The 4,366-nt window shown below is 58.0% G+C and carries 4 protein-coding genes; all 4 read left to right on the forward strand.

Features of this window, described 5'->3' with window-relative positions:
- The coding region (locus QRD42_RS07830) for a hypothetical protein (RefSeq protein WP_321988563.1) at positions 1 to 429 on the forward strand (429 nt) is incomplete at its 5' end.
- 282 nt (positions 430 to 711) lie between these two features.
- Complete coding sequence (gene serB, locus QRD42_RS07835; RefSeq protein ID WP_072570452.1) at positions 712 to 1,683, forward strand: phosphoserine phosphatase; 972 nt, start codon at positions 712 to 714, stop codon at positions 1,681 to 1,683.
- A gap of 10 nt (positions 1,684 to 1,693) precedes the next feature.
- On the forward strand, positions 1,694 to 3,076 hold the full coding sequence (gene radA, locus QRD42_RS07840; RefSeq protein ID WP_072570453.1) for a DNA repair protein RadA: 1,383 nt from the start codon (positions 1,694 to 1,696) through the stop codon (positions 3,074 to 3,076).
- A 45-nt stretch (positions 3,077 to 3,121) separates the two neighbouring features.
- Positions 3,122 to 4,354: a multifunctional transcriptional regulator/nicotinamide-nucleotide adenylyltransferase/ribosylnicotinamide kinase NadR gene (gene nadR, locus QRD42_RS07845; protein WP_072570454.1), complete on the forward strand. Its 1,233-nt coding sequence runs from the start codon at positions 3,122 to 3,124 to the stop codon at positions 4,352 to 4,354.
- Positions 4,355 to 4,366: the final 12 nt, after the last annotated feature.

Here is a 4,366-nt window from a genome sequence, read left to right on the forward strand (position 1 = left end):
TACCCCTTACTTACCGTTCCTTTTACTGCTGACACCGATTTCACCCTGCTGGCGGATCATTGCGAGCATTTTGCCGAAGCGCTGATTGAAAGCGACGATCCGGCGCTGCGCCTTGCCATGTGCGGCCGCCTCAATGCCTGCATGATGCTGCTCCAGCCCACGCTGAATGAGGTGATACCGCCGCATCTGGTTGCGGCGCTCACGGTGGATACACCGCCTGCGCAACCGCCCCGTTTCGAACCGGAATCTGACCTGTTATGTGAATACTGTCTGACGTTAACGCGCGTGCTCAACAGTCAGTCGCTGCCGCCGGACATGGAAAAAAGCCTTACCGGGCTGCTCTGTGAACTGGTGTGGTATTTCGCGGACATCATGAAAGCCCCGCGCTGGGTACGAACGCAGACGGGCGTGAAAGAACTGGAAGCGTAACGTAACGGTAAACGTCCTGCCGGGTACCCTCTCTCCGGGCCCGGCAGCACTGCACAATTCCACATGAAGCTGTTGCCAGAAGCGATGGTTACAGGGTAGCCTCATGCGTTATTTTCCTTATACCCGTCATACTTCAGGTTGCAGGTGTGTTGGCTTTCCTCGTTCACCCCGGTCACTTACTTATGTAAGCTCCCGGGGACTCACTGCGTCGCCGCCTTCCTGCAACCCGAATTATTCAGGGTATAGACAATTTCCGACGCGAACGTGTAAACAGGAGCATTAATGCTTAACAGTCTGACCTGGTGCGATCTGCCTGAAGAGGTTTCTCAGTGGCCTGGATTGCCGCTCTCGTTAAGTGGCGATGAGGTGATGCCGCTGGATTATCATGCCGGTCGCAGCGGCTGGCTGCTTTACGGTCGCGATCTGAATAAAGCGCGCCTGACGGAGTATCAGCGTAAGCTGGGCGCAGCCATGGTGATTGTGGCGGCCTGGGGCGTGGATGAGTATCAGGTGATCCGCCTGGCCGGTTCGCTGACGCCGCGCGCCACCCGTCTGGCGCACGACGCCGGGCTGGACGTCGCGCCGCTTGGCAAGATCCCGCACCTGAAAACACCGGGATTACTGGTGATGGACATGGATTCCACCGCCATTCAGATCGAATGTATAGATGAGATCGCCAAACTGGCGGGCACCGGCGAGATGGTGGCGGAAGTCACCGAACGCGCCATGCGCGGCGAGCTGGATTTCACCGAAAGCCTGCGCAGCCGCGTGGCGACCTTAAAAGGGGCCGACGCCAATATCCTGCGCCAGGTGCGCGATGATTTACCGCTGATGCCGGGCCTCACGCAGCTGGTGCTGAAGCTACAGTCGCTGGACTGGAAAGTCGCCATTGCCTCCGGCGGTTTCACTTTCTTCGCCGATTACCTGCGCGACAAGCTGCACCTGACGGCGGTGGTCGCCAATGAACTGGAAATCATGGACGGCAGGCTCACCGGCCATGTGCTGGGCGACATCGTGGATGCGCAGTACAAAGCGAAAACGCTGAAACGTCTGGCAGAAAAATATGACGTGCCCTTTGAGCAGACCGTGGCCATTGGCGATGGCGCAAACGATCTGCCGATGATTAAAGCGGCAGGGCTGGGCATTGCCTATCACGCCAAGCCGAAAGTGAACGAAAAGACAGAAGTGACGATCCGTCACGCTGACCTGATGGGCGTGTTCTGCATCCTGTCGGGCAGCATGAATCAGAAATAACGAGGTAAAAGTGGCAAAAGCTCCGAAACGCGCATTTGTATGTAATGAATGTGGTGCCGATTATCCGCGCTGGCAGGGGCAGTGCAGCGCCTGTCATGCCTGGAACACCATCACCGAAGTGCGTGTGGCGGCATCGCCCGTGGTTGCCCGTAACGAGCGCCTGAGCGGCTATGCCGGTAATGCGGGCGGCTCGAAGGTACAGAAGCTCTCCGAGATCAGCCTTGAGGAATTGCCGCGCTTTTCCACCGGCTTTAAAGAATTTGACCGTGTGCTGGGCGGCGGCGTGGTGCCGGGCAGCGCAATACTTATCGGCGGCAACCCCGGCGCGGGCAAGTCCACGCTGCTGCTGCAAACGCTGTGCAAGCTGTCCGAGCAGATGAAAACTCTGTACGTCACCGGGGAAGAGTCGCTGCAACAGGTGGCGATGCGCGCGCACCGTCTGGGCCTGCCGACGGCGAATCTCAATATGCTGTCTGAAACCAGCATTGAAGACATCTGCACTATCGCCGATGAAGAGCAGCCGAAGTTGATGGTCATCGACTCCATCCAGGTGATGCATATGGCGGATATTCAGTCGTCGCCGGGCAGCGTGGCGCAGGTGCGTGAAGGAGCGGCCTATCTGACGCGCTACGCCAAAACGCGCGGCGTGGCCATTGTAATGGTCGGCCACGTCACCAAAGACGGCTCGCTGGCCGGGCCAAAAGTGCTGGAGCACTGCATCGACTGTTCGGTGCTGCTGGACGGCGATGCCGACTCCCGCTTCCGCACGCTGCGCAGCCATAAAAACCGCTTCGGCGCGGTCAACGAACTCGGCGTGTTCGCCATGACCGAGCAGGGCCTGCGCGAAGTGAGCAATCCGTCTGCCATCTTCTTAAGCCGTGGCGATGAAGTCACCGCCGGTAGTTCGGTGATGGTGGTATGGGAAGGCACGCGCCCGCTGCTGGTGGAAATTCAGGCGCTGGTGGATCAGTCGATGATGGCTAACCCGCGCCGCGTGGCCGTCGGTCTTGAGCAAAACCGTCTGGCGATTTTGCTGGCGGTGCTGCACCGTCACGGCGGTCTGCAAATGTCGGATCAGGACGTGTTCGTTAACGTGGTCGGCGGCGTAAAAGTCACCGAAACCAGCGCGGACCTGGCGCTGCTGCTGGCGATGGTCTCCAGCCTGCGCGACCGCCCGCTGCCGGACGATCTGGTGGTGTTCGGCGAAGTGGGGCTGGCGGGCGAGATCCGCCCGGTGCCGAGCGGCCAGGAGCGTATCTCCGAGGCCGCCAAACACGGCTTCAAACGCGCCATCGTGCCTGCGGCCAACGTGCCGAAAAAGCCGCCTGCCGGGATGCAAGTCTTTGGTGTCAAGAAGCTTTCTGATGCGCTATCTGTTTTTGACGACTTATAATGATTTATTAAGCGGAAACTAACCGCACTGATGCAGGAGGCACCTATGTCGTCATTTGATTACCTGAAGACCGCGATCCGCCAGAAAGGCTGCACCCTGCAGCAGGTGGCGGATGCCAGCGGCATGACCAAGGGCTACCTCAGCCAGTTGCTCAATGCCAAAATCAAAAGCCCGAGCGCGCAGAAGCTGGAAGCGTTGCACCGCTTTTTAGGGCTGGAATTCCCGCGTCGCCGCAAATCCGTCGGCGTGGTGTTCGGCAAGTTTTACCCGCTGCATACCGGGCATATCTATCTGATCCAGCGTGCCTGTAGCCAGGTGGACGAGCTGCATATCATCATGGGCTATGACGACACCCGTGACCGCGCGCTTTTCGAAGACAGCGCCATGTCACAGCAGCCGACGGTACCGGATCGCCTGCGCTGGCTGTTGCAGACCTTCAAATACCAGAAGAACATTCATATCCATGCTTTCAATGAAGAGGGCATGGAGCCGTATCCCCACGGCTGGGACGTGTGGAGCCGGGGCATGAAAGCCTTTATGGAAGAGAAGGGCATCGAGCCGAACCGGATCTACACCTCCGAAGCGCTGGATGCACCGCAGTATCTGGAACATCTGGGAACAGAAACGATCCTTATCGATCCGGAACGCACCTTTATGAACATCAGCGGCGCGCAGATCCGCGAGAACCCGTTCCGCTACTGGGATTACATCCCCACCGAAGTGAAACCCTTCTTTGTGCGTACCGTCGCCATTCTTGGCGGCGAGTCGAGCGGTAAATCGACGCTCATCAATAAGCTCGCCAACATCTTTAACACCACCAGCGCCTGGGAATATGGCCGCGATTATGTCTTTTCGCATCTGGGCGGCGACGAGATGGCGTTGCAGTATTCGGACTATGACAAGATCGCGCTGGGCCATGCGCAGTACATTGATTTCGCGGTGAAATACGCGAACAAAGTGGCCTTTGTGGATACGGATTTTGTTAGTACTCAGGCATTCTGTAAAAAGTACGAAGGGCGTGAGCATCCGTTTGTGCAGGCGTTGATCGACGAGTACCGTTTTGACCTGGTGATCCTGCTGGAAAACAATACCCCCTGGGTTTCTGATGGCCTGCGCAGCCTCGGCAGCTCGGTGGACAGAAAAGAGTTCCAGGCGTTACTGGTGTCGCTGCTGAAGCAAAACAATATCGATTTTGTACATGTGGAAGAGGCGGACTACGACGCGCGTTTCCTGCGCTGTGTGGATCTGGTGAAGCAGCTGATGGGCGAGCAGGGTTAAAAAAATGCCCCT

Origin of the sequence: Enterobacter sp. PGRG2 (assembly GCF_030291195.1) — a bacterium.
Classification (GTDB): Bacteria; Pseudomonadota; Gammaproteobacteria; order Enterobacterales; family Enterobacteriaceae; genus Enterobacter_D.

Bases quoted from the DNA above. Each gene is read 5' to 3' on its own strand.
- nadR (WP_072570454.1), top strand. From the start codon at position 3,122: ATGTCGTCATTTGATTACCTGAAGACCGCGATCCGCCAGAAAGGCTGC.
- serB (WP_072570452.1), top strand. From the start codon at position 712: ATGCTTAACAGTCTGACCTGGTGCGATCTGCCTGAAGAGGTTTCTCAG.